The following is a 25993-nucleotide window of genomic DNA, read 5'->3' on the forward strand; positions in this document are numbered from 1 at the left end:
CCGACAGGAGGTTCTAGCGAGGGCGTCTGCAAGGGCAAGCGCACAAGCCGCCTCTCCCTTTCAGGGAGCAAGATCATGCCAAGCACGACGACGAGACGTGACGCCATCCCCTCCCGCTGCCTTTGGCAGATGCCCTCCCTGAGGGGAAAGCAGCGCGTCCTCTAGGCGAGGCGCCCGTTCACCAGGTCGTCGTAATCCTGCGCCAGCTGCTGCTGCAGAGCGCCGATCTCGAAGCGCCACGGGCCGGCCGACTGGACGAAGGTCACCTCGGCCGCCGAACCGGTCAGGAAGAAGCTCTCGAAGCTTTCCAACTCCTCCGGCCAGATCGCGCGCTCCTGCACCTCAATCCCGCGGCGGCGCGCGAGGTCGATCAGGGTGCGGCGGGTGATCCCGTCGAGGAAGCACTCAGGCTTCGGCGTGTGAATGACGCCGTCGCGAATGAAGAAGGCGTTGGCACCAGTCGCCTCGGCCACCTGCCCGCGAAAGTCGAACATGAGCGCGTCATCGAACCCGCCCGCGTCGGCCTTCGCCTTGGACATGGAGGCAATCATGTAGAGGCCCGAGGCCTTGCTGTGCACCGGCGCGGTATAAGGTGCGGGTCGGCGCCACTCGGCGATGTCGAGACGGATGCCCTTGGCGGCCTTCTCGGGCGGGTAATATTTGCCCCAGTTCCACGCCGCGATGGCGAGGTGCGGCTTGGTCCCGATCGGATTGACGCCCATGCTCTCCGACCCGCGCCAGGCCACCGGGCGCATGTAGGCGTCGGTCAAATTGTTGGCGCGCAGCACTTCCTCGCAGGCGGCGTCGATCTCTTCCGCGCTCCAGGGAATGGTGAAGCCGATCAGCTCGGCCGAGCGGCGCAGTCGCTCGCTATGATCGCGAAGCTTGAAGATCTTGCCGCCATAGGCGCGCTGCCCCTCGAACACGCTCGACGCATAATGAAGCGCGTGGGTGAGCACATGGACGTTCGCCTCGCGCCACGGCACCAGCTTGCCGTCCATCCAGATGAAACCGTCGCGATCGTCGAAGCTCACGGGCAATCCTCTTATCTAGTACGAAGTCGCTTAGGCGGCGCTGGCCCCCTTCGCAACTCGGCCTGCCGTGGCGTCTCAGCCCTTGATCTCGGCGGCGAGTTCGGCCGAGCGGCGGGTCGCCGCGGCCAGCGTCCGGTCGATCAGGTCGCCAAGCTCGGGATCGAGCACCTTGAGCCCTGCCTCGGTCGTGCCGTTGGGGCTGGTCACCCGCCGCGCCAGCTCCTCCATCGGCTCGCCCGTCGCGGCCGCCAGCCAGGCCGAGCCGAGCACCGCCTCACGCGCCGCGGTCAGAGCCAGGCCTTGGTCGAGTCCCCTGCCCTCGCCCGCCGCCGCGAAGGCCGCGATGAAGCGCGCGACATAGGCCGGGGTCGAGCCGGCGACGAAGCCGATCGCGCCGAACTCCTCCTCGCTGGCGCACCATGGCGCGAAGCCGAGCATCGAGAACCAGGGCTGGAGTTCGGACTGCAGCGCCTGATCCTCGTGCGCAATTGTGTAGAGCGGGAGCACCCCGCGCCGTACCGCCACCGGCAAGTTGGGCATGACCCGAACGATCGCCCTAGCCCGCGGAAACAGGCCGGAGAGCGTCGCCGTGTCCGCACCGGCCAGCATCGAGATTACCGTCGTGCGCGACGTCACCCAGCGCGCCACCTCGGGCGCCAGCGCAGCCAATTGCTGCGGCTTGAAGCCGAGCACGATCCGCTCGGGCATCATGTTCGCCTCACCGATGGTACGGACGGTCCGGATCCCGGCCACCGGAGTGCCACTCGGGCGGACCGCGGTGAAATTGGCCGGATCCTCGCCTGCCATCAGCCAGCCGGCGACCATTGCCGAACCCATGTTGCCGCAGCCGATGAAGAGGGTGTGGGTCATATCTTTCCTAGCTGCTCCCCTCTTGGGGGAGCTGTCACGAAGTGACTGAGGGGGTCTTGAATGAGCGCAAACCCCTGCGTCAGCGCTGCGCGCTGCCACCTTCCCTCGAGGGGAGGAGCGATGAAGTTCTCAGGCCTCGCCGGCGGTCTCGATCAGTGCCGCCGAGATCGCCTCGCTCGGACTCTTGCCGCCCCACAGCACGAATTGGAAGACCGGGTAGAAGCGCTCGCATTCCTCGAGCGCGGCCTCGGCGATCGCCTCCGCCTGCTCGAAGCTCAGCCCCTCGTCGCCGCCGTCGAGCAGCGCCGCATAGCGGAAGACGATGAGACCGCTATTCGACCAAAGCTCGAAATGACCGAGCCACAGCTGCTCGTTGACCAGCCCGAGCGTCTCGTAGATCGCGGCCTTCTTGTCGGCCGCGACCTTGACGTCGGGGAAGGCGAGGAACTGGAGCACTCCGTCGTCGGGGCGCCATACGCCGCGAAGCTCATATTGCGCCCAGCTGCCTGGCGCCGAGCCGACGATCTCGCCGTCGCCAGAGCGTTCGCACGGCCAGCCACGGGCTTCGAAATAGGCTTCGAGCACCTCGATCGGAGCGCCATCGTCACGCTCCTCCTCGCCATTGTCGTCTTCGCGGGCCAGATCGCTCACTCCTCGGGAGTCTCGATCCCCGTAACTCCGGCGGGCGGCGGCTTGACCTCGCCGCCGGCAGCCTTGCGCGACTTGCCGCCCTCGAGTGCCGCAAGCCGGACCTTCAGCTCCTCGACTTCCTCGCGCGCGGTAGCGGCCATCGCCTTGACCGCCTCGAACTCGTCACGGCTGACGAAGTCCATGCCGGCGACCCACTCCTTGGCCCGCTCGCGCATGCTGTCCTGCGCCTCGCGGGTCATCCCGGCGACGGTTCCCGCCGCCCCGTTCATGATCTTGACGAAGTCCTCGAAGAAGCGGTTCTGCGACTGCATAAACTATCCCCCAGTGATGCCCAGCGGCGCATGGTCGGCGCCCGGGTTGAGCTTGCCCGTCTCATGGTTGAGGACGGTGGCAAGGCACAGCCACGCCAGATAGGGCACTAGAAGCAGCGCCGCCACCCGATTCAGCGGCCAGAAGGCGATAATCGTGGCGGTCACTAGCACGTCCATCCCGAGGATGAGCAGGAACGCCCAGTCGATGTAGCCGGCACCGAAAAAGACCGGCGACCAGGCGAAGTTGAGCGCGAGCTGCACCGCGAACAGCGTCAGCGCCAACCGCCGCTGCGGCGAGCGCGGCAGCGCCAGGATCAGCGCCAAGGCGATGCCCATGAAGGTGTAGAGCGTGGTCCAGACCACGCCGAAAGCCCAGCCTGGCGGCTGGATGCTCGGCTTTTCGAGCGGCACGTACCAGCCGTTCGAGAAGCCGCTATTCGAGAGGTAGCCGATCGCCGACCCTGCGATGACGATCGCGGGAACGGTGACCAGCGCGATCTTCCACCAGTTGCGGCGGGGTCGCGGACGTCGGTCGAGATCGTCAGCCAGGGTCGCCATCGTTATCCTCTTTCCGTGCAGCCAGCAGGAACTCGACATTGCCCTCGGGTCCGGTGATCGGGCTACGCGTCGCGCCGACAATGCTCCACCCGCGCGAAGCGATCCATTGCTCGGCCTCGGCGACCACCCGGGCATGGACGGCTTCGTCGCGAACCACCCCGCCCTTGCCGACCTCGGACCGGCCTGCCTCGAATTGCGGCTTGACCAGCAGCACGGCATGACCACTAGGGCGGACAAACCCGACCGCCTTGTCGAGCACCTTGGCGAGCGCGATGAAGCTCGCGTCACACACCAGCAGATCGATGGGTTCGGGAATCTGTTCGGTCGTCAGGTGTCGCGCGTTGGTCTGCTCATGCACCACGACTCGCTCATCCTGCCTCAGCTTCCAGGCGAGCTGGTTGGTCCCGACGTCGACCGCAAAGACCTTTGTCGCTCCACGGCTCAGCAGCACGTCCGTGAAGCCGCCCGTCGAGGAGCCGACATCGAGACAGGTCATGCCGGTCGGATCGATGCCATACTCGTCGAGACCATGGACGAGCTTCAGCCCGCCGCGCGACACCCAGGGATGGTCCTTGCCGCGCACTTCAAGCGGGGCATCGGCGCCAATTGTCTCGCCGGCCTTGGCGACCTTGCGCTCGCCGGCGAACACCACTCCCGCCATGATCAGTGCCTGCGCCCGGCTGCGGCTCTCGACGAGTCCGCGATCGACGAGCGCCTGGTCGACCCGCTGCTTCAGGCGCGCACCCCATTCTCAAGCCCGACGCTGTTGCGGCGGAGCGCCTTCAACACCGTGTCGACGATATGCGGCGCATTGAGGCCCGCTTCGTCATATTGCTTCTGCGGGCTGTCCTGGTCCTGGAACTTGTCCGGCAGGCGCATGGTGCGCAGCTTGAGCCCGGCGTCGATCAGCCCCTCGTCGCTCGCCAGCGTTAGCACATGCGCGCCGAAGCCGCCGACCGCGGCCTCCTCGACCGTCACGGCCACCTCGTGGGTGGTGAGCAGCTTGCGGATCAGCTCCTCGTCGAGCGGCTTGGCGAAGCGGAGGTCGGCGACGGTGGTGCTGAGCCCCATGCCTTCAAGAATTTCGGCGGCCTTCTCAGCTTCCTCGAGCCGCGTCCCGAGCGAAAGGATGGCGACGGTCTTGCCCTCGCGGACGACGCGCCCCTTGCCGATCTCGAGCCGCTGCGGCTCGACCGGCATCGGCAACCCGCGCCCGTTCCCGCGCGGATAGCGGACCGCGATTGGCCCGCTGTCGTGTAGCGCCATGGTGTGGACCATGTGCGTGAGCTCGACCTCGTCGGCCGCGGCCATCACCACGAAGTTTGGCAGGGTGCACAGGTAGGCGAGGTCGAACGAGCCGGCATGGGTCGCTCCGTCGGCCCCGACCAGCCCGGCTCGGTCCATCGCGAAGCGCACCGGCAGGTTCTGGATGGCGACGTCGTGGACGACCTGGTCGTAGGCGCGCTGGAGGAAGGTCGAATAGATGGCGCAGAAGGGCCGGTAGCCCTCGGCGGCGAGGCCGGCGGCAAAGGTCACCGCATGCTGCTCGGCAATTCCGACATCGAACATGCGGGTCGGATGCGCCTTCTCGAACAGGTCGAGCCCGGTGCCGCCCGGCATCGCCGCCGTAATGGCGACGATCTTGTCGTCATGGTTGGCCTCGGCGATCAGCGCGTCGGCGAATACCTTCTGATAGGCCGGTGGCCCGCCGCCGGGACCCTTGTCCTGCTTGCCGGTGACGACGTCGAACTTGACCACGCCATGATATTTGTCGGCGCTGCTTTCGGCCGGGGCATAGCCCTTGCCCTTCTGCGTCACCGCGTGAATCAGCATCGGGCCGTGGTCGCTGTCGCGGACATTCTCGAGGATCTCGACCAGGCTGGTGATGTCATGCCCATCGACCGGCCCGACATAGTAGAAGCCCAGCTCCTCGAAGAGGGTCCCGCCGGTCACCATCCCGCGGGCATATTCCTCGAAGCGCTCGGCCGCGTTGGCGAGCGGCCGCGGCATCTTGGAGGCGAGCTTGGCCGCGAACTTGCGCGGGGTCAGATACTTGCCGCTCGACACCAGCCGGGCGAGCGCGTTGCGAAGCGAGCCGACCGGCGGCGCGATCGACATGTCGTTGTCGTTGAGGATGACTACCAACCGGCTTCCGGCGTCGGCGGCATTGTTCATCGCCTCGAACGCCATGCCCGCGGTCGCCGCTCCGTCACCGATCACCGCAATCGCACGGCGGTCGGCGCCGTCGAGCTTGGAGGCGATCGCGAAGCCCAGGGCGGCGGAGATGCTGGTCGAGCTGTGCGCCGCGCCGAACGGGTCATATTCGCTCTCGCTGCGCTTGGTGAAGCCGCTCAGCCCCCCGCCCATGCGCAGGCTGCGGATCCGGTCGCGACGCCCGGTCACCACCTTGTGCGGATAGCATTGGTGACCGACGTCCCACACCAGCTTGTCGCTCGGCGTGTCGAATACGTAATGGATGGCGACAGTGAGCTCGACCACGCCGAGCCCCGCCCCGAGATGGCCACCGGTCACCGATACCGCCGAGATGACCTCGTCGCGCAGCTCGTTGCAGAGCTGGGGTAGCTGGCCCTTGTCGAGCTTCCGGATGTCGGCCGGAACATGGATGGTATCGAGTAGCGGGGTGTCGGGACGCTGAGTCATAAGCCCACTGTCTCTAACCAGTTGCAGCGGCCAAGTCGAATAGGCCGTTAGGCGGTTGCCGCACCTTGGCCGCGGCGCTCGGCGACGAGCGCGTCGATAGCGTTCACCGCAGACTCGAAGCGGGCGTCGTAGTCGCCCTCGATCACCACCACAGGGGCCCTCGTGAGGCGAAGCACGTCGCGGGCGACTGCATCGAAGCGAGCCCGGGCTCTGGGCTCCCCGAACACCCGGGTGCCATCATCGACGAAGGGCACGTCGGCGGCGAGCATCAGGTAAAGGTCGGCCTTGCGATGGCACACCAGCTGATCAGGGACGAAGCCGATCATCATCTGCGACCAGGCGGCGGTCATGAGTGCGTCGGTGTCAGCGATCAGCAACCGGTTGCACCAGGGCCGCGCCGCCTCGATCTCGGCCTGCTGGGCGAGACCGATGAGGGTCAGATCCTCCTCGCGACAGTCGGTCCCGTGCGCCTCGCAGTGGGCGCGGCCATATTCGGGCACCAGCACGGTCGAATAATGGTCCGCAAGCCGGTCGGCGAGGGTCGACTTTCCGACGCTCTCGACCCCGTGGAGCACGACCGACAGCGAATAATGCGCCCGCACCGGCTCGGGCAGCCACTGCCAATGTCCCCACCAGTCGTCACGCACCGCACTTCCCGACAAGCCGCCGAGCCCGCGCTGGTCGGCCCCGAGCACGCGCCCGCCAAGCGGGACGAAGAAGGCGGCGAGATGCCGGGCAAGCTCCGCCCCATAAGCCTCGCCGGCGAACAGGAGGTCGACCGGTTCGGGATGGTGCGCTCGGACGATCTCGGTCCAGATCTGCCAGAAGCGCGGATGGTCGTCCGGCTGCTGCGGCGAAGCGGCGTCCTCGTGGAGCAGGATCCGGCAATCGGGAAACAGCTGGCGCATCCACTCGAGCCGGGTCGCGCCGGGGATCGGATCATCCGGGAGCGCGCAGACCAGCACGGTCAGCTCGTCGACCAGCGCAGCGGCCGAGCGGATCAGGGTCACATGACCGGCATGGGGCGGCAGGAACTTACCGAGGAGGAAACCACGCTTCACCTTAGATCCGCACCTTCTGCTGCCATTCGCGAAGCCCGAGCAGCGCGAGGATCAGGAAAATTCCGTAGAGCCCTGCCGTGACCGTCAGGCCGCGCGACAGGAACAGGGGGATGGCAGCGAGATCGACCGCGATCCACAGCCACCAGCATTCGACCCGCCGACGCGACTGGAGAAGCTGGGCGGCGATGCTGGCGATGGCGATCGCGCCGTCGACATGCGGCGCCGCGGCATCGGTGAGCCGCGCCATCGCGCTTCCCCAAACGAGCGCCAGCGCCAGCACCCCGGTCGCCCAGGCGAGCCGCTGGTTAAGGGCCATGCGTTCGACCACGATGTGGGCGTCCTCGGCGCGGTCGGCCCTCGCCCATGCCCACCAGCCGTAGAGCTGCACGGCGAAGAAGAATATCTGTAGCAGGGCGTCCGAGTAGAGCTTCGCCTCGAAGAAGACGAAGAAGTAAAGCGCGACCATCGCCAGCCCGAACGGGTAGTTCCACAGGCTGCGACGCACCACCAGCGCAACGTTGACGACGCCCAGCGCCGCCGCGAGGATCTCGATCGGGTTCAAATGTCGCGGTTGGCAGCCCGAGCGACGCTCAGGCGCAATCCTCGCAGGTGCCGCGCACTTCGATCACGGGCCGCTTGGGGGCGAACCCACTCTTCTCGGCGGCCTGGCGGACGTCCTTGGCGATGCTGTCATTGTCGATGTGCTTCGCCTGGCCGCAGCTGTCGCAGATAAGGAAGATGCAGTCGTGCAGGCAGCCCGGATGGTTGTTCGCGACATAGGCATTGGCGCTTTCCACCCGCCGCGCGAGGTTCGAGCCGACGAAGAGGTCGAGGATCCGGTAGACGCTGTTGGCCGCGACCCGCCGACCCTGCACCTTGGAGACCGCCTCGGCGATGTCATAGGCGCTGGCCGGGCGATCGAAGCCGGCAAGCGCGTCGAACACCGCTTCGCGCATGCCGGTCCACTGTTCGCCCTGCTCGGTCAGCTGCTCGCGGGCTGCCTCCTTGAGTGCCGTTCCGCCGTGCGCATGATGGTCGTGTCTTGCCATAGTATATCAATATGCCTCCGCAGGCCCCGCCGCAAGTGAACCGCCCGGCCCATGCGGGCGTTCGCCCGGACAATGGACCATGCCACCCCCAGCGAACATGACCAGGTCCGACGCGACAGCCACGAGGGCGAAGGCGCGACGCGGGGAACGGGCCGGATGGAGGCCTTCGCCGACGGCGTCTTCGCAATCGCCTTCACCCTGCCGATCTTCAACGTCATCCTGCCGGCGCTCCAAGGTCCCGCCGCGGGCTATGGCGAACGGCTGCTCGAGGGCTGGCCGGAGAACCTCAACTACCTCCTCGCGAGCATGGTCATCGGCCTCTACTGGGTGCACCATCATTTCTCGGGCGCGATCTACCGAACGACCGGGCATTACTTCCTGCTCGCTACCGTGTTGTTCCTGACCATGATCGGCTACATCGCCTTTCCGGTCCGCGCCTTCACCGAGAGTTTGACCCACAAGGAGGCCATCCCCGACACTGCGGCCTTTCTCGCCTGCAGCCTCGCGCTGACCTCGCTGGCGTGGCTATTCAAGTGGACCGTCGGCAACGCCCACGGCCATGTCGATGCCCGGCTCGACCCCGCTTATCTTGCCCGGCTGACCCGCCGCTACCGCCTGATGACCGCATGGAACCTGCTGGCGGCGGTGGTGGTGTGGTTCTGGTGGCCCGTCGGAATCGCGATGAGCTGGATGGGCGTGCTCTACAAGCTCAAGGCCCCCGAGACGCCGCGCTACCTCAGCAAAGCGCCCACGATCGAAGGCGAGGACTAGCCTCGGCGTCCGAACGGATGGGCGGTGCCGCGGCGGTTGAGATCGTGCCCGAGCGCGAGGATCAGAACGCCGATCATCGTCGCCGCCGCCTCGGTCCCGTTGTGCGGTAGGGTCAGCGAACCCGCCATCACCCCCAGACCGAGCCCGCCGACCGAGCTCGGCATCATGAAGCCGTGCTCGAGCATTCCGCGGCCGAGCGCAAAAGCGCCGAGAATCATGGCGAGGCTCAGCCCGATCTCGTGGATCCAGTGCGAGCCGAGCAGCCCGCCGAAGGCGGACATGAAGGCGAGAAGGACCGTGGTTCCGACGCAATGGACCAGGCAAAGGCCGGACAGGCCGATGGCCAACCGGTCCCACAGATGGGTCGAGGCGTGAGTCTTGGTCATGCGAGCGTCGGCAATGTTATAGTGCAACATGCGGCCCGTTACAACATCTCTCCTGCCCTTTCGTCGGCTTGCCCGGGCAGCCGGCCCGGACCATATGGCGGCCATGTCCGCTGTCGCCACTGTCGCTCCGCCGACCGCCCGCCCGCTTGCCGTCGCCAACTGGCTGCTGGCACTATGCGGGCTGATCCTTTTGATGGTGATCGTCGGTGGGATTACTCGGCTGACCGAAAGCGGCCTGTCGATCACCGAGTGGAAGCCGATTACCGGCGCCATCCCACCGCTGACCGAGGCCCATTGGCTGCGCGAGTTCGAGCTCTACAAGCGCATCCCCGAATATCAGCAGATCAACCGCGGCATGAGCCTCGCCGAATTCAAGAACATCTTCTTCTGGGAGTGGGCTCACCGCCAGCTCGGACGGGTGATTGGCCTCGTCGCGCTGCTTCCGCTGGCATGGTTCTGGTTCCGCAAGGCCATCCCCGACGGCTACCGGCTTCGCACCGCAAGCATCTTCGTCCTTGTCTGCATCCAGGGCGCGATCGGCTGGTGGATGGTGGCGAGCGGCCTCACCCAGCGCACCGACGTCAGCCACCTGCGGCTCGCGGTGCATCTGCTGACCGCGCTCTTCATCTTCGCTTTCTGTCTGTGGACCGCGCTAGACCTGCGTTCTCCGGGCGCCGAGCGCCGGCGCATGCCGACCATCGCCATCTGGGCCTTTGCAGTTCTGTTCCTGCAACTCCTGTTCGGCGCCTATGTCGCCGGCCTGGACGCTGGCTATGCCTTCAACACCTGGCCGCTGATGGGCGACGAGCTCTACCCCTCCGCCGCGCCATGGCTCGAGCCGCTGCTGCGCAATTTCGTCGACAATCCGATCACCGTCCAGTTCATCCACCGCTGGCTCGCCTTCGGGGTGCTGGCAATGGCGATCCTGCTCGCCGTCCGGGTCAGGCGGGACGGCGGCCGGCGTGAAAGCCTCTTCCTGCACATCGTCGTCGGGCTGCAGATCCTGCTCGGCATCGCCACCCTGCTGAGCGGGGTCCACCTCCATGTCGCCGTTACCCACCAGGCCATGGCCGTTCTGGTGGTCGCCGCCTTCGTCGCCGCCGCGCACCGACTGGCGCTCGGCCAGGGCCGCACCGCCGATCCCTCGATCGACCTTCGCTCGGCGGTAGCGGCCGAATGAGCATCGTCAGCCTCTACTGCGTCTTCGCCGACGCTGACGAGGCCGAGCGCATCGGCCGGTTGGTGGTCGAGGAGCGGCTTGCCGCCTGCATCAACATCCTCTCGCCCTGCCGCAGCATCTACCGCTGGGAGGGACGGATCGAGGATGCGAGTGAGGTGCCCGCACTGCTCAAGACCGACGCGTCCCGCACCGACGCCCTGATCGCCAGGATCGTTCAGCTCCACAGCTACGAAATTCCGGCGATCGCCGTCTGGCCGGTCGAGCACGCGCCTTCCGCCTTCGCCGACTGGGTCGTTGCGAACAGCGCCAAGGAGACGATTGCATGAGCGACTGGCAGACCCCCAACCTCCCCTCGCGCGACTTCGACGTGACCGAGGCCTTCATGGCGCGGCTCGGCTTCACGCGCGGCTATCGCTCGGACGGGTGGATGATCCTCCGCCGCGGGACGCTCCAGATCGAGTATTTCCACCATCCCGACTTCGATCCCGAGAACAGCGGCTACGGCACCTGCCTTCGCCTCGACGACCTCGACGCCTTCTACCGCGTCTGCCTCGCGGCCGGGATCACGGAGAAGTCCGTCGGCGCCCCGCGGCTCCACCCGCCACGCCAGGAACCCGAAGTCAGGCGGGCGGCCCTGATCGACCCCGATTTCAGCCTTTTCCACCTCATCCAGAACTGAGCGGTATCATTTTACCCACGCTGAAAGCGGCGGTTTTGCTTGACTTTCTGGAGCTCGGAAACGAATAGCCCTTCCAGGCGCTGCCCTCCCGGGTGGCGTTTTCCTGTTCATACGAGGGTTGTTCAGCCATGAAGGCGCTGATGAAGACCACCAAGTCGGCCAAGCCGGCGGAGGTCGAGAAGAAGTGGCATCTGATTGATGCCGAAGGGCTGGTCGTTGGCCGTGTCGCCACGCTCATCGCCAACATCCTGCGCGGCAAGCACAAGCCGAGCTTCACCCCGCACGTCGATTGCGGCGATCACGTCGTCGTGATCAACGCCGACAAGGTGCGCTTCACCGGCCGCAAGGCGCAGCAGAAGATCTACTACAAGCACACCGGTTATGCCGGTGGCCTGAAGGAAACCACTGCCGCCAAGGTGCTCGAAGGTCGCTTCCCCGAGCGTGTGCTCGAGAAGGCCGTCGAGCGGATGATCCCGCGCGGACCGCTGGGTCGCGACCAGATGCGCGCCCTTCATCTCTACAACGGCACCGAGCATCCGCACGCCGGTCAGGACCCGCAGGTCCTCGACGTCGCGGGCATGAATCGCAAGAACAAGGTGGGCGCATAAGATGGCCGACAAGAAGTCCCTCGCCGATCTCGGCGCCCTGACCAGCCAGCCGGCGCCGGCTCCGGAAGCGGCTGCCGCTCCGGCCGAGACCGCCGCTGCCGACGACGCCGCTCCGGCGACCGAAGCCGCCTCGGAAGAGAACGCTCCGTTCGTTCCCGCCGTGTCGGACGCCCCGCTGCGTGAGCAGCAGCTCGACAAGTTCGGCCGCGCCTATGCGACCGGCCGCCGCAAGGACGCCGTCGCACGCGTCTGGCTGAAGCCGGGCTCGGGCAAGATCGTGGTCAACGGCCGCGATCAGGAAGTCTATTTCGCCCGTCCGACGCTGCGTCTCGTCATCAACCAGCCCTTCGGCATCACCGATCGCGTCGGCCAGTATGACATCATCGCCACCGTCAAGGGCGGTGGTCTTTCGGGCCAGGCCGGCGCGGTGCTTCACGGCATCGCCCAGGCGCTGTCGCGCTACGAGCCGGTGCTCCGCACCACCGTCAAGCGCGCCGGCTTCCTGACCCGCGATCCGCGCGTCGTCGAGCGCAAGAAGTACGGCAAGGCGAAGGCCCGCCGCAGCTTCCAGTTTTCGAAGCGCTAAAATCTTCCATCCTCAAGCCGACCAGGGCGTCCCGTCACCGCGGGGCGCCCTTTTCGTTTGCGCCTGACAGATCGTTCAGGAACCACCCGCGTCGCGCTTCGTCTGATCAGGCAATCCATCAGGAGCGACGATGCCGACCGCCTTCACCCGGGCCGTGAGCCCGACCTTTGCCGATTGCGAACTCACTCATCTCGGCCGACAGCCGATCGACCTTGATCGCGCCGCCGCCCAGCATGTCGCCTATGAGCGGGCGCTGGAGCGCGCCGGCTTCGATGTCGTCCGGCTTCCCGACCTTCCGACCCATGCCGACGGCGTGTTCGTCGAGGACACCGCCGTCCTGCTCGGCAATCATGCCGTCATCACCCGGCCGGGCGCGCCCTCGCGACGGCCCGAGGCCGACAGCACCGCGGCCGCGCTTGCCGACCGCTTCGAGGTCCACCGCCTGACCCGCGGGCGGCTCGACGGCGGTGATGTCCTCACCATCGGCCGCAAGATCTATGTCGGCCAGTCGCGCCGCACCAACTGCGCCGGGATCGTCAACCTCGCCGGCGTGGCCGGCCGCCTCGGCTACGAGGTGATCGAGGTACCGCACGACAAGTGCCTCCACCTCAAGACCGGCGCAACCTATGCCGGGGTCGATGATCAGGGCCGCGACGTCGTGCTGGTCAATCCCGACTGGATTGACCCCAACGTGTTCGAGGACGTCTTCCTGGTGCCGAGCGCGCCTGGCGAGGATTTCGGCGCCAACGCGCTCAAGGCCGGAGAGCGGCTGATCTACCCGTCGGCCTATCCCCGCACCGCCGAGCGCCTGCGCACCCTCGGGTTCACCGTCGACGAAGTGGACATCGGCGAGCTCGAGAAGGCCGAGGCCGGCCTCACCTGCATGAGCCTCATCGCGGATTAGGAGGCCGGCGCTCCACCGACCTTCGCCCAGCGCTCCTGGAGAGCGGCATATTCGTCGGTCCGCTGCTCGGGCAGGCCTTCGGTATTGAGCCAGGCGCGGTGCATGCTCTCCGCGCCGAAATGCGACTTGGGAACGAACCCCGATGGGTCGTCGAAGGCGGCGACGGTCAAGTCCATCTTGTCGCTGCCTTCGAGGAAGCGGAAGCCGAGGCTCGTCCCGCATGTCGCGCAGAAGGGCCGCTCGGCGATCGGCGAGCTCCGGTACCAGTCGGGCTCGCCGTCCCACCGCACCGCCGCCTGGTCGACCCCGACCATCGCCAGGCTGACGTTGCCGCTCGCCTGCTGACACATCCGGCAGTGGCAGAGATAGGCGTTGTTGCCCTCGGGCAGGTCGACCGTGAACCTCTTCGCCCCGCACATGCAGCCACCGGTCATCTCGGTCATCGTCATTCTCCTGCGAAAGCGGGAGCTCAGTGCCTTCTTACTGCCCGAAGAACAACCGGGCCCCGCTATCACAGGATGACGATCACTCCTTCTGCAGGTGCTTGCGGCCAAGCAGCTCGGCGATCTGCACCGCGTTCAGCGCCGCGCCCTTGCGGAGGTTGTCGCTGACCACCCACAGGTTGAGGCCGTTCTCGACCGTCGGATCCTCGCGCACGCGGCTGACGAAGGTCGCATAGTCGCCGACGCACTCGACCGGCGTGACGTATCCGCCGTCCTCGCGCTTGTCGACGAGCATCACGCCGGGCGACTCGCGCAGGATGTCCTGCGCTTCCTGGGCGGAAATCTCGCGCTCGAATTCGACATTGACGCTTTCGCTATGGCCGACGAACACCGGCACCCGGACGCAGGTCGCGGTGACCTTGATCTTGGGATCGAGGATCTTCTTGGTTTCGACCACCATCTTCCATTCTTCCTTGGTCGAGCCGTCGTCGAGGAAGCTGTCGATGTGCGGGATGACGTTGAAGGCGATCTGCTTGGTGAAGTGCTGTGGCTCGGCACTGTCGCCGACGAAGATGTTGCGCGACTGGTTGAACAGCTCGTCCATCCCGCCCTTCCCCGCGCCCGACACCGACTGGTAGGTCGATACGACCACCCGCTTGATCCCGGCGGCGTCGTGCAGCGGCTTCAGGGCCACCACCATCTGCGCGGTCGAGCAATTGGGATTGGCGATGATGTTCTTGGCCCGGTAGCCAGCAATCGCCTCGGCATTCACCTCGGGCACGATCAGCGGCACGTCCGGGTCCATCCGGTAGAGCGAGCTGTTGTCGATCACCGTGCAGCCCGCCGACGCCGCCCGCGGCACATGGAGCTTGCTGCCCTCCGAGCCGATGGCGAACAACGCCATATCCCAGCCGGAGAAGTCGAAATGTTCGAGGTTGGAGACCTTCAGAGTCTCGCCCGTGTCGCCGAAGTCGATGATGTCGCCCTGGCTGCGCGACGAGGCGACGGCCGCCACCTCGTCGAGCGGGAACTGCCGCTCGCTGAGGATCTGCAGCATCTCGCGACCGACATTGCCCGTCGCACCAACGACGACGACCCGATAACCCATGATGTTCTCCGGAAAGGTATGGCGGCGATATAGGTGCGCACGCGCCCGAGCGAAAGCAGGAGCGCGAGCCTCCGCCTACTTCGCGGGCGCCACTCCGTTGCGCTCGAGGAACTTCAGCATCGCATTCCACCGAAATACCGAGATATTCGGCCCCGCGACCGCGTGGGTCTTGCCGGGGAAGATCATCACCTCGAACGGCGTCTTCTCTTCCTGCATCTTGGCCATCAGCTCGGTCGAGTTCTGGAACAGGACGTTGTCGTCGGCCAACCCGTGCATCAGCAGCAAGGGATCGCTGATCTTGTTGCTGTCGGCTAGCGCGCTCGCCTTGTCATAGGCCGCCTTGTCGGTGCGCGGATCGCCCATGTAATGCTCGGTGTAATGGGTATCGTAGAGATCCCAGCGGGTGACCGGCGCGCCGGACATGCCGGCGGCATAGGCACCCGGCGCGGCTTGCAGCAGCTTGAGCACCATGTAGCCGCCATAGGACCAGCCGCTGACCGCCACCTTGGTCGGATCGACACCTGGCTGCTTCTTGAGCCAGGCGAGGCCAGCCAGCTGGTCGGCGACTTCGACCCCGCCGAGCGCGCGGTAAGCGGGCATTTGGAAGGCCGTGCCGCGACCTTCCTGCCCGCGATTGCCGACTTGGAACAAGGCATAGCCGTTCTGCACCAGATACTGGTCCATCGGGCCCATGAAGCCGTTGGTGACGTCTTGGGCCTGCGGCCCGCCGTATACGGTGACGATCACTGGCGCCGGCTTGGCCGAGGCATTCGCCGGCATCACCAGCCGATAGTCGAGCATGGTCTTGCCGTCGGCCGCGGGCAGGCGCCCGTAGACCGGCTTGATCGAGGGATCGAAATAGGGCGCGTAGGGGTGGTTGCCCGCGATCCTGTTCTCCTCGATCCAGGCGAGACGCTTGCCCTGCCCGTCCGCGAGCCAGACCTGGCTGGGCTGCCCTGGATAGCTCGTCGAGACGAGCGCGAGCTTGCCGCTGTCCGCCATCGTCACACCGTTCTGCGTGCCGTTGGGCGTCAGCTGCTGCGGCGTCGCCTTCCCCTTGCGATAATCGAGCGCATAGAGCTGGCGCTCGATGCTCTTCTCGCGGTTGGCGGTGAAGTAGAGCCGGCCCGCGGCTTCATCAACTCCGGCAACCTCGCTGACCACCCACTGGCCTTGGGTCAGCGGCGTGATCCGGCCCTTGTTCCAGCGGTAGAGCTGGCGATAGCCGCTCCGCTCGGAGGAGAAGATCAGGCTTCCGTCCTTCAGCGGCTTGAGGTCGTCCGACAGGTTGATCCACATGTCCGACGTGTCGGAAAAGAGCAGGGTCGAGGTCCCGGTCCGCGCATCGACCTTGAGGAAGTCGAGCCTTTTCTGGTCGCGGCTCTGGCGCTGGACGATGACGGCGCTCGAATCGGGCAGCCAGTTGACGCGCGCCAGATAGACGTCGGGATTGGTCCCGAGGTCGGCCTTGACCATCCCCGACCCGTCCGGGTTCATCAGGTAGAGGTCGACCACCGCATTGGCGGTGCCGGCGCGCGGGTAGCGCTGCTGGAACACCGTGGTCTTGTCGGCGCCGATTGACGAGCGGGTCGCCACCTCGACTCCGCGTTCGTCGACCTTGGCGACCGCGATGCGGGCGTCGTTGGGGGCCCACCAGTGGCCCTTGCTCCGGCCGAGCTCTTCCTGAGCGATGAACTCGGCGAGGCCCCAGCTGACGGTCTCTCCCGCCCCGCTGGTCACCTTGCGCTCGGTTCCCGTGGCGAGATCGACGACGTACAGCTCGTTGCCGCGGACGAAGGACACATATTGCCCGCCCTTGCTGACGGTCGCGTCGAGCTCGGTGTCCTTGGTGCTGGTCAGCCGGCGGACCTGCCCGTCGAGGCTGGCGAGGTAGATGTCGCCGTCCAAGGGCACGAGGATGCTCTTGCCGTCGGCCGCCCAGTCATAGGCGACGATGCCCTTGAGGTTGCCGATCCGCGCGCGCTCGCGCTGCATCTTCTCGGCCTCAGATAGCTCGGCGCCCGAGGACAGCTTCTTGCTGTCGACCAGCATCCTGGCCTGCCCGGTCGCCGGGTCGATCGCCCACAGATCGTAGCGCTCGACATCGTCGGGTCGAGCCCGGAGCAGCGTCGCCAGCCGGCCGTCGGGCGACAGCTTGACGAGCCGCGGGGTCGGACCGGTCAGCGCTGGGGCTGCGAAGATCCGCTCGAGGGTGAGCGGCTGACGGCTTGTCTGGGCGAAGCTGCTGGTAGCGGTGGTGGCGAGGGCCATGACGGCGGCGGCGGCGAGGAGCGATCGAAGCATGGCCCATGCGTAGAGCGACCACAGGCGATTGGCAAAGAGCAGTTGACCGCTAAGCTGCGGACCCAAGCCGCGGGGGAAAGGTCATGCGCCGGAACTGGTTGATCGTTGCGCTGATCGTCGCGGGGCTGCTCGCTGCCATGGCCGCAACCCGCTCGCTCACTCGCCCGCCAGTTCTTCGCGCCACCAATGCAGCCGGAGAGTTCGACGCGGTCCGGGCCAAGGACCGTCTCGCCCGTGTGCTCGGCAATGAGGCGCCCCATCCCGCCGACAGCCTCGCCGCGGAGGCTGTCCGCGCCCGTCTCATCGGCGAACTTCGGGCGATCGGCCTGACTCCGCGGGTCGAGGAGCGCTTCACCTGCAACGGGCTGTTCAAGCAGCGCGGGGTGACCTGCGCGCGAGTGCGCAACATCGTCGCGACGATCGGTCCCGAGAACGGCCGCCCACACCTCCTCGTCAACAGCCACTATGACAGCGTGCCGGTCGGCCCAGGAGCGTCGGATGCGGGGCTCGGGGTGGCTTCGATGCTCGAGGCCGCCGCGCTGATGAAGGACCGGCCGCTCGGCCGCCCGGTCACCTTCCTGTTCAACGAGGGCGAGGAACTCGGCCTGCTCGGCGCCCGCGCCTTCGTCGAGGCCGATCCGCTCTCGCGCCGCGTCGATGCGCTGATCAACCTCGAGGCACGCGGCACCACCGGGCCGGTCAACATGTTCGAGACCTCGCTGCCCAACACTGCGGCGGTTGCGCTCTACAAGCAAAGCGTCCGCAATCCCGTCGCCAATAGCCTCGCGGTCAGCGCCTATCGGCTCATCCCCAACTACACCGACGTCAACACTTTCGCCGAAGAGCGGCGCTGGCTGACCCTAAACTTCGCGCCGATCGGCAACGAGACCCGCTACCATTCGCCGGGCGACGACCTTCAGGCCATCGACCTCGCGACACTCCAGCACATGGGCGACCAGCTGCTCCAGACCGCGGGCGCGCTGTCCGCTGGAACGCCGGCGCAGGCCGACGGCGAGACGCTCTTCGCCAATGTCGGCACCAGCGTCCTCGTCACCCTGCCCTTCTGGCTTGGGCTTACCCTGGCGCTGGTTGCCGGCCTCCTGCTCCTTCGTCTCGTCTGGCGCGAGAAGGCATGGGGCGCTCTCATCCTGCTGATGCTCGTCCTCGCCCTCGGCACCGGGCTCGCATGGCTCGGCCTGTCGCTGGTCGGCTTCCTGCGCGAAGGGCAGTTCTGGCGCGCCCACCCCAAGATCAGCGAGCTTGCCGTCTACGCTGGGGTGGTCGCAGCCGGGCTTGCGCTGATCGGCGCATCGCGCTTCCGCCTGCCCCAGCTCCGTGCCGCCTGGTGGCTGCTGTTCGTCGTCCTCGGGCTTTCTCTCACCAGCGTCGCAAGCGGCGCGCTCATCTTCTTCATCGTCCCGCCGCTGCTCTATGCCCTGGCGGCGACACTGCGGCCGAAGGCCTCGCTCGGACTCGCCGCAAGCCTGCTTGCCGCGCTAATCACATATCTCACCGTGGGCGCGACCCTCGGCCTTCTTCAGGACCTGCTGAACGGCGGTCCGCTGTGGATCTTTGCCCTGTTCGGCGGTCTCGTCCTCCTCCCCTGGCTGATCGAGGCCCGTCCGTTGGTCGAAGCCCGCTCGCGCCGGCGGCTGCTCGGAGTGGGGCTTGCGATCGGGCTGCTCGCCTGGCTCCCCGCTGCGCTGGCGCCCGCCTACAGCGCCGACCGGCAGCAGCAATGGACGCTGCAATATGTCGCCGACTCCGGGGAGCGCCAGCCACTGTGGTCGGTGGTCAACGACCGCAAGGCGCTTCCGCCCGAATGGCGCCGCTTCGGAGACTGGCGCACGGGCACGCTGCTGCGCAGCACCCGCCAGCGCTGGCTCGCGCCCGCCCCGCCACTCGCCGGCCTCGTCACCGCACAGGCCTTGCCGGTCGAGGTCGCGACCCGTCCGGGCGGTCGCAGTATCCGCCTTCGCCTCAATCCCAACGGTGCCGACAGCGTCGCGCTGATTGCCCCCGCCTCCGCCTCGGTCATGGCACTCGGAGTTCCCGGCCAGCTCCACCAGCTTGATCCGGGTCATGGTGCGGGCGCCTACACTCTCGCCTGCGTCGGCCGCAGCTGCGCCGGCCAGGTGGTCGAGCTTCAGGTCGGCGCGAAGCCGCTCGAATTGATGGTGGTCGGCACCCGCTGGGCCCTCCCGCCCGTGGCCGCCCCCCTGAGCGCCGCTCGCCCGGCGAACGCCCGACCGCAGTATCTGCCTGATGCCACGCTTACGGTGCAGCGCCTTACGCTCTGACACGAAAAAGGGCCCGACCTTGCGGTCGAGCCCCTTGTTCGTTCGGCGATGCCGGTGGGCCTTAGCCCTCGGCGCTGTCCTGCTGCTGCGGCGCAGCGGCGGCCTTGGCCGGACGCGGGTCGCGGCGCTCGGCGATACGCGCCGACTTACCGGTGCGCCCACGCAGGTAATAGAGCTTGGCGCGGCGGACGACACCGCGGCGGACGACGGCAATCTCTTCGATCGACGGCGAGTAAAGCGGGAAGACGCGCTCGACACCTTCGCCGAAGCTGATCTTGCGAACGGTGAAGTTGGAGCCGATGCCCTTGTTCGAGCGGGCGATGCAGACGCCCTCGTAATTCTGGACGCGGGTGCGCTCGCCTTCGACGACGCGGACGCCGACACGGAGCGTATCGCCCGGGCGGAATTCGGGGATGGCGCGCTTCGCGGTCAGTTCGTCGATCTGCTCGCGCTCGAGGGTCTGAATCAGGTTCACTTGTTCTTGCCTTCGTCTCGTTGCCGCGCACCAGAGGGCGACGCCTGCGAGACGCCCCCATGGCGCTCGTACAGGTCCGGCCGCCGTAGCCGTGTATCCTCGATCGCCCGTGACTTGCGCCATGCAGCGATCTTCGCATGATCCCCCGATCGCAGCACTTCGGGGATCGTGCGCCCTTCCCACTCTTGCGGTCGGGTATAATGCGGATGTTCGAGCAGCCCCGTTTCGAAGCTCTCGTCCACACCGCTATCGGGGGCGCCCATTACGCCGGGAAGCAGCCGAACGCAAGCATCGAGCAGGACCATCGCGCCAAGCTCGCCGCCCGACAGCACATAGTCGCCGATGCTGACCGGCTCGACGGCACGCGCCTCGAATAGTCGCTCGTCGAAGCCTTCGAAGCGGCCGCAAAGGACGATCGCCCCCTCCCCCGCCACCAGTTCGCGCACCTTGCCTTGCGTCAGCGGCTTGCCGCGCGGGCTCATGGCAAGCATCGGCCGCCCGTCGGCCACGCTGTCGAGCGCCGCCGCCAGAACGTCGCAGCGAAGCACCATGCCGGCTCCGCCGCCCGCCGGCGTGTCGTCAACAGTCCGGTGCTTGTCGATCGCGAAGTCGCGGATGTTGGTCGCCTCGAGGCTCCACTTGCCCTCGGACAGTGCCCGCCCGGAAAGGCTGAGCCCGAGCGGCCCCGGGAACATGTCGGGATAGAGGGTCAGGACGGAGGCGCGGAAGGTCACCGCGATTCCCCTAGGCGCGCCCGAGGGAACCGCCAAGCCACACCGCTCATTGCGGCCCCATGGCCACCCAAGAACCCCACGACGTCCTGATCATCGGCGGCGGCCCCGCCGGGCTGACCGCCGCCATCTACCTTGCCCGCTTCCACCTCGACATCGTCGTCGTCGACGAGGGCAAGAGCCGGGCGAGCTGGATCCCGTGCAGCCACAACCATGCCGGCTACCCCGACGGGATCAACGGCAAGGAACTGCTCGAGCTGATGCGCACCCAGGCGCAGAAATATGGCACGAAGATCGAGACCGGCCGGGTCCACCGCCTCGACAAGGACGAGGACGGACTGTTCTCGGCCGACTGCGGCGCCGGCGCGATGCGCGCCCGAGCGGTTCTGCTCGCCACCGGTCTCACCAACCGCAAGCCGCCGATGGACCCCGAACTCCACGACGAGGCGATGAGCCGCGGCCTGATCCGCTATTGTCCGATCTGCGACGGCTATGAAGTGACCGACAAGCGCGTCGGCGTCATCGGCTCGGGCAAGGGCGGGGTCGGCGAAGCGATCTTCCTGCGCTCCTACACCGCCGACATTACGTTGATTGCTCCCGATGCCTCGCTCGACCTCCCCGAGGAGGACCGAAGCAAGCTCGAGGAGGCTGGGGTTACCCTTGTCGACGGTCCGGCCGAGGCGATCGGCTGCATTGAAAACGGGATCACGGTCGACACCGCACAGGGCCTGTTGAGCTTTGACAGCATCTATCCGGCACTCGGGAGCGATACCCACACGGCGCTGGCCGAGATGGTGGGAGCGAAGATTAACCCGGAGGACTGCTGCCTCGTCTGTGACGACAAGATGCGGACCAGCGTCGAGGGCCTCTACGCCGCCGGCGACGTCGTCCACGGGCTCGACCAGATCAGCCACGCGATGGGCGAAGGCGGCCAGGCCGCCACCACCATCCGCAACGACCTCGCCGCCAAACGCCCCCTCCGCCGCCAGCCGGTCGTCCCCGCCGAAAGTGAAACGAAGCGCGAGATGGAGGAAGAAGGCGAGGCTTAGCTTTTCCCTGCGAAAGCAGGAGCCAGCACTTCTACAGTGCCGACAAACTTAGAATGCCGCCCCGATCATCAGGACCGGGCTGTCCGCCGGTGACAGCTGGAGCTTGCCGCCCGCTTCCTGGATCAGCGCATGCGCGAGCCAGGCGCCGGCGGCACGCGGCTCGACCGTGCCGGTAGCGCCGCGCTCGAGCACCTGGCGAAGGTTGGGATCGAGCAGCAAACGCGGGCCTTCGGCGCGGATCACGATCTCGGTGCCGTTGCCGGTGCGCTCGGCGCCGACGTCGAGCTGCCCGCCTCGGACCAGCGCGTCGCCCGCGACCAGCGCAAGGTTGAGCAGCACCTTGATCGCTTCCTTGGGCAGCTTGTCGGCGCTGACCATCCAGCCGAGCGTGATCTTCTTCTCGCCCCCGAACAGCCCCTCGAGCGCGGTCTTTGCCTCGCGGGTGTCGATCTCCTCGCCGAAGCCGCCGCCGGCTCCGAACGCCAGGCGGAAGAACTTCAGCTTGGCGGCACTCGCCTGGGCGCTTTCGGCGAGCAGCTCGAGGCAGCGCTCGCGCATCTCGGGGTCCTGCTCGTCGGCCATCAGCTCGATGCCATTGTTGAGCGCGCCGACGGGCGACAGCAGGTCATGGCAGAGCCGCGAGCACAAGAGGCTGGCAAGTTCGATCGCGTTCATGGTCGGTGAAGTGGCGGATGCCGCCGCCCGGCGCAACCCGCCGCCTCTTGCCTAGTAGGATTTCGCGTGGGCAAGTGCCGGGGATGCGACCGACTTTCGCCTCTGCCGCATCCTTCCCCGCCGACGCGCGGTCACAGGAGCGTAGCTCCGCCGGGTCGACGTCGTGACCTCGTTCGAAGATCCTTCAGGTCACAAGATCGATCGCGCACCACACCTTCACCCGGTGAACGTCTGGACCTTGGCCCGCGGCGCGAGTCGCACGGGCGACCTTGAAACGATTTGGCCCCGGACCCATCTCTGTCGGGCATGAGCGGGGGCTCCGACATCATCGACGTGGCGCTCGACGCCGAACACGCGGGCTGGCGGCTCGACCGTGCTCTCGCCCACGCACTTCCGACCATGTCGCGCGAACGACTGAAAAGCCTCGTCCGAGCCGGCTCGCTCGAGCGCGAGGGACTGCTGGTCCGCGATCCCGCGATCAAGGTCTCCGGCGACGAGCAGTTTCGCCTGACCGTCCCGCTCGCGACCGAGCCGGACGCCGAAGCGCAGGACATCCCTCTAGCGATCATCTTCGAGGACGACCACCTGCTGGTCGTCGACAAGCCGGCGGGCCTCGTCGTCCACCCGGCCGCGGGCAATCTCGACGGGACCATGGTCAACGCCCTGCTCCACCATTGCGCGGGCCGGCTGAGCGGGATCGGCGGGGTCGCAAGGCCCGGGATCGTCCACCGGATCGACAAGGACACGTCCGGGCTGCTGGTCGTCGCCAAGACCGACGTCGCCCACGAGGGTCTCGCCCGCCAGTTCCAGGATCACAGCATCGAGCGCCGCTACCTCGCTGCAATCGGTGGCCGCCCGGCCAAGCTGGAAGGCAGCGTCGATGCGCCGCTCGCCCGCTCCTCGCACGACCGCAAGAAGATGGCGATTGTCGAGGAAGGACGCGGCAAGCGGGCGGTGACCCACTATAAGGTGCTTGGGATCAGCAATTCCGCAGCGCGGATCGAGTGCCGGCTGGAGACGGGGCGGACCCACCAGGTCCGGGTCCACATGGCGAGCATCGGCCATCCGCTGCTCGGCGACCCGGTCTATGGCCGGGCTCCGGCGCAGAAGCTGCGTGAATTGCTTCTCCGGTTGAACTTCCGGCGGCAGGCCCTCCATGCCGCCCGGCTGGGCTTCGTGCATCCGGTGACAAAGGACCGTCTATCGTTCGAAAGCGCCATTCCGCAGGATATGCAGGAACTGTTCAGTGCGCTTGGGGTATAGGGTTACATGTGTCAGGGCGGTGGGGAAAACCGCTTTGGCCGAATAGGACGCGATAACTGACTATGGCACAGGCAAAGGCACTTTCCATTCCTGCGGGCGCCGGCGAAGTCGGCCTCAACCGCTATCTGGCTGAGATCAAGAAGTTTCCGATCCTCGCGCCGGAAGAGGAATACATGCTGGCGAAGCGCTGGCGCGAGCATAACGACACCGATGCCGCGGCTCGGCTGGTCAACTCGCACCTGCGCCTCGTCGCCAAGATCGCTATGGGCTACCGCGGCTACGGCCTGCCCGTCTCGGAGCTCATCTCCGAAGGCAACATCGGCCTCATGCAGGGCGTCAAGAAATTCGAGCCCGACCGGGGCTTCCGCCTTGCCACCTATGCCATGTGGTGGATCCGGGCGAGCATCCAGGAATTCATCCTGCGCTCGTGGAGCTTGGTGAAGATCGGCACCACCGCCGCGCAGAAGAAGCTGTTCTTCAACCTGCGCCGGATGAAGAATCAGATCGACGCCTTCGAGGAGGGCGACCTCAAGCCGGCTGACGTGACCAAGATCGCGACCGATCTCGGGGTCACCGAGGACGAGGTCATCTCGATGAACCGCCGCATGTCGATGGGCGGCGACACCAGCCTCAACGCGCCGCTCAAGGGCGACGAGGGGGCCGAGAGCCAGTGGCAGGACTTCCTCGTCGACAACGGTCCGCTTCAGGACGAGCTGGTTGCCGACGAGGAAGAGAAGCAGGTCCGCCATGCCCTGCTCAACAGCGCCATGCAGTCGCTCAACGACCGGGAGAAGCACATCCTGACCGAGCGCCGGCTGTCCGACGAGCCCAAGACGCTCGAGGAGTTGTCGCAGGTCTATGGCGTCAGCCGCGAGCGAATTCGCCAGATCGAGGTTCGCGCCTTCGAGAAGCTGCAGGCGGCGCTGATGAAGTCGGCTACCGAGCAACGGCTGCTCCCCGCGGCCTGATCACTGTCGTCCTGCGAACGCAGGGGGAGGGTGTCTTGAAGACTATCTCCGCTTGAGCAAGGCGAGGCCGGCGGCCGTCACTAGAAGGGCGGCGCCTGCCTTTTCCCTGCCACGCGTCTTGAGAAAGCCGAGCCCGAGCGTCGCGAGACCGCTCGAAAGCATCGAGATTCTGCGCGCACCGGCCATCGAGCCTGCCCGGCTGGTGACCCGCGAGGTCAGGTAGATGTGCTCCCTCGCCTCCCCGACCGGAAGGACAGGTGCAGGAGCTGATTGCGGCTTGCCGCGTGGGAGCGGGTCGGGGTCGCCGTCCTTGCCTGCCGCGACATGGTCGGCGCTCCAGGCCCCGCGGGCCCCCAGCGGCTTCTCGCCTCCCTTGGCGGTCGTGTCCCGGGCGGTCTGGTGCTCAATCTCGCTGTTCAGCTCGGCTCCGAAGATGAGGACGTAGGCCGACAGGTAGAGCCAGGTCAGCAGCACCACGACCGAGGACAGCGCCCCGTAGGTCGCACCGTAATTGCCGAACTGGCTGACGTAGAAGCCGAAGGCCAGCGTCAGCAGCAGCCACACCGCGGCGAAGAAGATCGAGCCCGGCGTGAGCCATGTCCAGCGCGCCTTCTCACGGCTCGGCCCGTAGCGGTAGAGGGTGGCCGCGGCGGCGGCGGCGATGCCCCCCAGGACCACCGTCGTGATGATCTTGAACAGCAGTTGCACGGCCCCGCCGGCCGTCGGCAGCAATTTCTCGATGCCCGCAAGCACCGTCACCGCCAGCCCTACCATTCCGGCCATCACCACCGCGCCGAGCGTCATCGCCAGTGCCAGCAGCGTCGTCTTGACGATCCCGCGCTTCTCTTCTTCCTCGTAGACGATGTTGAGGGCGGTGACGATCGCACCGGCGGCATTGCGCGCGCCCCAGAAGGCGACGGCGATCGCCGCGATCAGTCCGAAGCCCTTCTTGCCGCCCGAAGTCTCGACAACACTCATCAGCTGGTCGCCGATCAGCTTGGCCGCTTCGCCCGGAACGAACTTGGTCAAGCTCGCTGCCTGTTCGGCGACGGTTTCGGGCGAGGCGAACAGTCCGTAGGTCAGCACCGTCGCGCCGAGCAGCGGCACCAGTGCCAGGAAGAAGTAGAAGGCGACGCCAGCGGCGACGATCCCGACATTGTCCTTGCCGACTTCGGCCCATGTCCGCTTGGCGATCTCGATCCAGCCCGGCCCCGGAATCTCGCTCGGCTTGTCGGCGGAGCGGCCGTGGTCGGCGGGCGTGACGGAGGCGCTACTGTTCATGCTGCGCCCAACCGCCCGGCACCCGCGCCGTTCCCCCTTGCCAAGCCCGTGCAAGAGGCAGACGCTGAAGCTCTCTCGGGCCCTGAG

Annotated in this window: 29 protein-coding genes; 11 read left to right on the top strand and 18 right to left on the bottom strand. The window is 66.9% G+C overall.

All coding sequences use genetic code 11. The features are described from left to right. Positions 1 to 161 precede the first annotated feature (161 nt). From ABD727_RS08010 to ABD727_RS08055, 10 genes are all read right to left on the bottom strand, one after another. On the bottom strand, positions 162 to 1034 hold the full coding sequence (locus ABD727_RS08010; RefSeq protein ID WP_344706855.1) for a branched-chain amino acid aminotransferase: 873 nt from the start codon (positions 1032 to 1034) through the stop codon (positions 162 to 164). Positions 1035 to 1109: 75 nt separating this feature from the next. Further along, entirely contained in the window at positions 1110 to 1904 is a 795-nt protein-coding gene (locus ABD727_RS08015; protein WP_344706856.1) for a pyrroline-5-carboxylate reductase family protein, read from the bottom strand. Between the two features lie 129 nt (positions 1905 to 2033). Further along, positions 2034 to 2555, bottom strand: coding sequence for a type III secretion system chaperone family protein (locus ABD727_RS08020; protein ID WP_344706857.1), 522 nt, complete (start codon positions 2553 to 2555; stop codon positions 2034 to 2036). Beyond that, positions 2552 to 2866, bottom strand: coding sequence for an accessory factor UbiK family protein (locus ABD727_RS08025; protein ID WP_344706858.1), 315 nt, complete (start codon positions 2864 to 2866; stop codon positions 2552 to 2554). Before ABD727_RS08025 ends, ABD727_RS08020 begins: the two co-directional genes overlap by 4 nt. A gap of 3 nt (positions 2867 to 2869) precedes the next feature. Next, a complete protein-coding gene (locus tag ABD727_RS08030; protein WP_344706859.1) occupies positions 2870 to 3424 on the bottom strand; it encodes a TspO/MBR family protein in 555 nt (184 codons plus the stop codon). Further along, positions 3408 to 4160: a TlyA family RNA methyltransferase gene (locus ABD727_RS08035; RefSeq protein ID WP_344708049.1), complete on the bottom strand. Its 753-nt coding sequence runs from the start codon at positions 4158 to 4160 to the stop codon at positions 3408 to 3410. Before ABD727_RS08035 ends, ABD727_RS08030 begins: the two co-directional genes overlap by 17 nt. Beyond that, a complete protein-coding gene (dxs, locus tag ABD727_RS08040; RefSeq protein ID WP_344706860.1) occupies positions 4157 to 6085 on the bottom strand; it encodes a 1-deoxy-D-xylulose-5-phosphate synthase in 1929 nt (642 codons plus the stop codon). Before dxs ends, ABD727_RS08035 begins: the two co-directional genes overlap by 4 nt. 47 nt (positions 6086 to 6132) lie before the next feature. Continuing rightward, the gene (locus tag ABD727_RS08045) at positions 6133 to 7146 is read right to left on the bottom strand and encodes an AAA family ATPase (protein WP_344706861.1); all 1014 of its coding nucleotides are present in this window, start codon (positions 7144 to 7146) and stop codon (positions 6133 to 6135) included. Between the two features lies 1 nt (position 7147). Further along, entirely contained in the window at positions 7148 to 7708 is a 561-nt protein-coding gene (gene pnuC, locus ABD727_RS08050) for a nicotinamide riboside transporter PnuC (RefSeq protein ID WP_344706862.1), read from the bottom strand. A gap of 28 nt (positions 7709 to 7736) precedes the next feature. Further along, positions 7737 to 8195, bottom strand: coding sequence for a Fur family transcriptional regulator (locus ABD727_RS08055; RefSeq protein WP_344706863.1), 459 nt, complete (start codon positions 8193 to 8195; stop codon positions 7737 to 7739). Positions 8196 to 8267: 72 nt separating this feature from the next. Between ABD727_RS08055 and ABD727_RS08060 the strand changes: the two genes are divergently transcribed. Beyond that, entirely contained in the window at positions 8268 to 8966 is a 699-nt protein-coding gene (locus tag ABD727_RS08060; protein WP_344706864.1) for a TMEM175 family protein, read from the top strand. Here the strand turns inward: ABD727_RS08060 and ABD727_RS08065 are convergent. Next, positions 8963 to 9352, bottom strand: coding sequence for a MerC domain-containing protein (locus ABD727_RS08065; protein ID WP_344706865.1), 390 nt, complete (start codon positions 9350 to 9352; stop codon positions 8963 to 8965). The two genes, ABD727_RS08060 and ABD727_RS08065, sit on opposite strands and share 4 nt — an antisense overlap. Positions 9353 to 9455: 103 nt before the next feature. On the opposite strand from ABD727_RS08065, the gene ABD727_RS08070 reads away from it, so the two are divergent. The 6 genes from ABD727_RS08070 (at position 9456) to ABD727_RS08095 (ending at position 13309) form a co-directional block, all read left to right on the top strand. Next, positions 9456 to 10532, top strand: coding sequence for a COX15/CtaA family protein (locus ABD727_RS08070; protein ID WP_344706866.1), 1077 nt, complete (start codon positions 9456 to 9458; stop codon positions 10530 to 10532). Then, positions 10529 to 10858, top strand: a complete 330-nt coding sequence (gene cutA, locus ABD727_RS08075) for a divalent-cation tolerance protein CutA (RefSeq protein ID WP_344706867.1) — start codon at positions 10529 to 10531, stop codon at positions 10856 to 10858. The genes ABD727_RS08070 and cutA overlap by 4 nt, the downstream gene beginning before the upstream one ends. Next, a complete protein-coding gene (locus ABD727_RS08080) occupies positions 10855 to 11211 on the top strand; it encodes a bleomycin resistance protein (protein ID WP_344706868.1) in 357 nt (118 codons plus the stop codon). The genes cutA and ABD727_RS08080 overlap by 4 nt, the downstream gene beginning before the upstream one ends. 128 nt (positions 11212 to 11339) lie before the next feature. Continuing rightward, positions 11340 to 11819, top strand: a complete 480-nt coding sequence (rplM, locus tag ABD727_RS08085) for a 50S ribosomal protein L13 (protein WP_344706869.1) — start codon at positions 11340 to 11342, stop codon at positions 11817 to 11819. Between the two features lies 1 nt (position 11820). Continuing rightward, the gene (gene rpsI, locus ABD727_RS08090) at positions 11821 to 12405 is read left to right on the top strand and encodes a 30S ribosomal protein S9 (protein WP_344706870.1); all 585 of its coding nucleotides are present in this window, start codon (positions 11821 to 11823) and stop codon (positions 12403 to 12405) included. Between the two features lie 130 nt (positions 12406 to 12535). Continuing rightward, entirely contained in the window at positions 12536 to 13309 is a 774-nt protein-coding gene (locus ABD727_RS08095; RefSeq protein WP_344706871.1) for a dimethylarginine dimethylaminohydrolase family protein, read from the top strand. On the opposite strand, the gene ABD727_RS08100 is transcribed toward ABD727_RS08095, so the two are convergent. From ABD727_RS08100 to ABD727_RS08110, 3 genes are all read right to left on the bottom strand, one after another. Beyond that, positions 13306 to 13752 carry a GFA family protein gene (locus ABD727_RS08100; RefSeq protein WP_344706872.1) on the bottom strand — a complete coding sequence of 149 codons (447 nt, stop codon included), beginning with the start codon at positions 13750 to 13752 and terminating at the stop codon, positions 13306 to 13308. The genes ABD727_RS08095 and ABD727_RS08100 overlap by 4 nt on opposite strands. 82 nt (positions 13753 to 13834) lie before the next feature. After that, a complete protein-coding gene (locus tag ABD727_RS08105) occupies positions 13835 to 14860 on the bottom strand; it encodes an aspartate-semialdehyde dehydrogenase (RefSeq protein WP_344706874.1) in 1026 nt (341 codons plus the stop codon). 75 nt (positions 14861 to 14935) lie between these two features. Continuing rightward, positions 14936 to 17164: a S9 family peptidase gene (locus ABD727_RS08110; protein ID WP_344706875.1), complete on the bottom strand. Its 2229-nt coding sequence runs from the start codon at positions 17162 to 17164 to the stop codon at positions 14936 to 14938. 83 nt (positions 17165 to 17247) lie between these two features. Between ABD727_RS08110 and ABD727_RS08115 the strand changes: the two genes are divergently transcribed. Next, positions 17248 to 19464, top strand: coding sequence for a M20/M25/M40 family metallo-hydrolase (locus tag ABD727_RS08115; protein ID WP_344706876.1), 2217 nt, complete (start codon positions 17248 to 17250; stop codon positions 19462 to 19464). Positions 19465 to 19525: 61 nt separating this feature from the next. Here ABD727_RS08115 and rplS read toward each other — a convergent pair whose 3' ends face one another. Together rplS and trmD are read right to left on the bottom strand one after the other, a co-directional pair. Next, positions 19526 to 19939, bottom strand: coding sequence for a 50S ribosomal protein L19 (rplS, locus tag ABD727_RS08120; RefSeq protein ID WP_344706877.1), 414 nt, complete (start codon positions 19937 to 19939; stop codon positions 19526 to 19528). Beyond that, positions 19936 to 20673, bottom strand: coding sequence for a tRNA (guanosine(37)-N1)-methyltransferase TrmD (gene trmD, locus ABD727_RS08125; protein ID WP_344706878.1), 738 nt, complete (start codon positions 20671 to 20673; stop codon positions 19936 to 19938). The genes rplS and trmD overlap by 4 nt, the downstream gene beginning before the upstream one ends. A gap of 59 nt (positions 20674 to 20732) precedes the next feature. Between trmD and ABD727_RS08130 the strand changes: the two genes are divergently transcribed. Next, positions 20733 to 21719, top strand: coding sequence for an NAD(P)/FAD-dependent oxidoreductase (locus ABD727_RS08130; protein ID WP_344706879.1), 987 nt, complete (start codon positions 20733 to 20735; stop codon positions 21717 to 21719). Positions 21720 to 21767: 48 nt separating this feature from the next. On the opposite strand, the gene ABD727_RS08135 is transcribed toward ABD727_RS08130, so the two are convergent. Next, positions 21768 to 22394, bottom strand: a complete 627-nt coding sequence (locus ABD727_RS08135) for a histidine phosphotransferase family protein (protein WP_344706880.1) — start codon at positions 22392 to 22394, stop codon at positions 21768 to 21770. A gap of 306 nt (positions 22395 to 22700) precedes the next feature. On the opposite strand from ABD727_RS08135, the gene ABD727_RS08140 reads away from it, so the two are divergent. Together ABD727_RS08140 and rpoH are read left to right on the top strand one after the other, a co-directional pair. Further along, positions 22701 to 23657 carry an RluA family pseudouridine synthase gene (locus tag ABD727_RS08140; protein WP_344706881.1) on the top strand — a complete coding sequence of 319 codons (957 nt, stop codon included), beginning with the start codon at positions 22701 to 22703 and terminating at the stop codon, positions 23655 to 23657. Positions 23658 to 23719: 62 nt separating this feature from the next. Then, complete coding sequence (gene rpoH / locus ABD727_RS08145; RefSeq protein ID WP_344706882.1) at positions 23720 to 24625, top strand: RNA polymerase sigma factor RpoH; 906 nt, start codon at positions 23720 to 23722, stop codon at positions 24623 to 24625. Between the two features lie 42 nt (positions 24626 to 24667). Here rpoH and ABD727_RS08150 read toward each other — a convergent pair whose 3' ends face one another. Further along, positions 24668 to 25906: a YihY/virulence factor BrkB family protein gene (locus ABD727_RS08150; protein ID WP_344706883.1), complete on the bottom strand. Its 1239-nt coding sequence runs from the start codon at positions 25904 to 25906 to the stop codon at positions 24668 to 24670. Positions 25907 to 25993: the final 87 nt, after the last annotated feature.

Source organism: Sphingomonas swuensis (assembly GCF_039538045.1).
Lineage (GTDB): Bacteria > Pseudomonadota > Alphaproteobacteria > Sphingomonadales > Sphingomonadaceae > Sphingomicrobium > Sphingomicrobium swuense.

Excerpts from the sequence above, each read along its gene's own strand:
- ABD727_RS08015 (WP_344706856.1), bottom strand. The coding sequence starts at position 1,904 with ATGACCCACACCCTCTTCATCGGCTGCGGCAACATGGGTTCGGCAATG.
- ABD727_RS08025 (WP_344706858.1), bottom strand. The coding sequence starts at position 2,866 with ATGCAGTCGCAGAACCGCTTCTTCGAGGACTTCGTCAAGATCATGAAC.
- ABD727_RS08030 (WP_344706859.1), bottom strand. The coding sequence starts at position 3,424 with ATGGCGACCCTGGCTGACGATCTCGACCGACGTCCGCGACCCCGCCGC.
- dxs (WP_344706860.1), bottom strand. The coding sequence starts at position 6,085 with ATGACTCAGCGTCCCGACACCCCGCTACTCGATACCATCCATGTTCCG.
- ABD727_RS08055 (WP_344706863.1), bottom strand. The coding sequence starts at position 8,195 with ATGGCAAGACACGACCATCATGCGCACGGCGGAACGGCACTCAAGGAG.
- ABD727_RS08060 (WP_344706864.1), top strand. The coding sequence starts at position 8,268 with ATGGACCATGCCACCCCCAGCGAACATGACCAGGTCCGACGCGACAGC.
- ABD727_RS08065 (WP_344706865.1), bottom strand. The coding sequence starts at position 9,352 with ATGACCAAGACTCACGCCTCGACCCATCTGTGGGACCGGTTGGCCATC.
- ABD727_RS08070 (WP_344706866.1), top strand. The coding sequence starts at position 9,456 with ATGTCCGCTGTCGCCACTGTCGCTCCGCCGACCGCCCGCCCGCTTGCC.
- cutA (WP_344706867.1), top strand. The coding sequence starts at position 10,529 with ATGAGCATCGTCAGCCTCTACTGCGTCTTCGCCGACGCTGACGAGGCC.
- ABD727_RS08080 (WP_344706868.1), top strand. The coding sequence starts at position 10,855 with ATGAGCGACTGGCAGACCCCCAACCTCCCCTCGCGCGACTTCGACGTG.
- rplM (WP_344706869.1), top strand. The coding sequence starts at position 11,340 with ATGAAGGCGCTGATGAAGACCACCAAGTCGGCCAAGCCGGCGGAGGTC.
- rpsI (WP_344706870.1), top strand. The coding sequence starts at position 11,821 with ATGGCCGACAAGAAGTCCCTCGCCGATCTCGGCGCCCTGACCAGCCAG.
- ABD727_RS08095 (WP_344706871.1), top strand. The coding sequence starts at position 12,536 with ATGCCGACCGCCTTCACCCGGGCCGTGAGCCCGACCTTTGCCGATTGC.
- ABD727_RS08100 (WP_344706872.1), bottom strand. The coding sequence starts at position 13,752 with ATGACCGAGATGACCGGTGGCTGCATGTGCGGGGCGAAGAGGTTCACG.
- ABD727_RS08105 (WP_344706874.1), bottom strand. The coding sequence starts at position 14,860 with ATGGGTTATCGGGTCGTCGTCGTTGGTGCGACGGGCAATGTCGGTCGC.
- ABD727_RS08110 (WP_344706875.1), bottom strand. The coding sequence starts at position 17,164 with ATGCTTCGATCGCTCCTCGCCGCCGCCGCCGTCATGGCCCTCGCCACC.
- ABD727_RS08115 (WP_344706876.1), top strand. The coding sequence starts at position 17,248 with ATGCGCCGGAACTGGTTGATCGTTGCGCTGATCGTCGCGGGGCTGCTC.
- ABD727_RS08130 (WP_344706879.1), top strand. The coding sequence starts at position 20,733 with ATGGCCACCCAAGAACCCCACGACGTCCTGATCATCGGCGGCGGCCCC.
- ABD727_RS08135 (WP_344706880.1), bottom strand. The coding sequence starts at position 22,394 with ATGAACGCGATCGAACTTGCCAGCCTCTTGTGCTCGCGGCTCTGCCAT.
- ABD727_RS08140 (WP_344706881.1), top strand. The coding sequence starts at position 22,701 with ATGAGCGGGGGCTCCGACATCATCGACGTGGCGCTCGACGCCGAACAC.
- rpoH (WP_344706882.1), top strand. The coding sequence starts at position 23,720 with ATGGCACAGGCAAAGGCACTTTCCATTCCTGCGGGCGCCGGCGAAGTC.
- ABD727_RS08150 (WP_344706883.1), bottom strand. The coding sequence starts at position 25,906 with ATGAACAGTAGCGCCTCCGTCACGCCCGCCGACCACGGCCGCTCCGCC.